1 protein-coding gene is annotated in these 637 nt (G+C 41.6%); it reads left to right on the top strand.

Going from position 1 to position 637, the window contains the following annotated elements:
• A partial coding sequence (locus tag L693_RS0112975) for a zinc ribbon domain-containing protein (RefSeq protein WP_025717619.1) occupies positions 1-637 on the top strand: 637 nt, incomplete at both ends.

The raw sequence follows: 637 nt of genomic DNA on the forward strand, positions 1-637 counted from the left end.
AGAGAAGGCACGCCGTGCCAAGCTAAAAGGTAATGTCATGGGGGAGAGTAAAAGATACTCCAGCAAATATGCACTGAGCAGTAAAGTATATTGTGGATGCTGTGGAGCCATTTTTAAACGCCGAACCTGGAACAGCAATAATCCATCCAAAAAAGTGGTATGGCAATGCAAAACGTATGTCAATGAAGGGAAAGTAGCCTGTGATGCCAAATCGGTTGATGAACAAGTTTTACATTCCGCGTTTGTACGATTGTTCAACCGGATGTATGAGAACAAGGAAAGATTCATACGAACGCTAAAAGCCAATATAGAATCGGTACTTTCCAGCAAAGTAGAACGAGACCCCTTAGTTGAAATTGAAGGACAGATGCAACAATTGAAATCCGACTTGAAGGAATTAGTGAATCTCAAGCTACGGAATCAGATAGATGAGAGCGTATATGATGAAGAAACGAACAGGCTTTCCAGCGAGCTCAACGAGCTACGGCAACAGATGCTGATATTAGAGGAGGAAGAGGATCAGAAAGCAAAAATCAAGGAGCGAGTCGATGAAATCATTCAAGAACTAAGCTCACGGCAAGATATACTAAAACAATTTGATGATAACCTATTTAATGCGTTGGTGGAGAAGATCACG

Source organism: Paenibacillus sp. 1-18 (genome assembly GCF_000520755.1).
Classification (GTDB): domain Bacteria; phylum Bacillota; class Bacilli; order Paenibacillales; family Paenibacillaceae; genus Paenibacillus; species Paenibacillus brasilensis.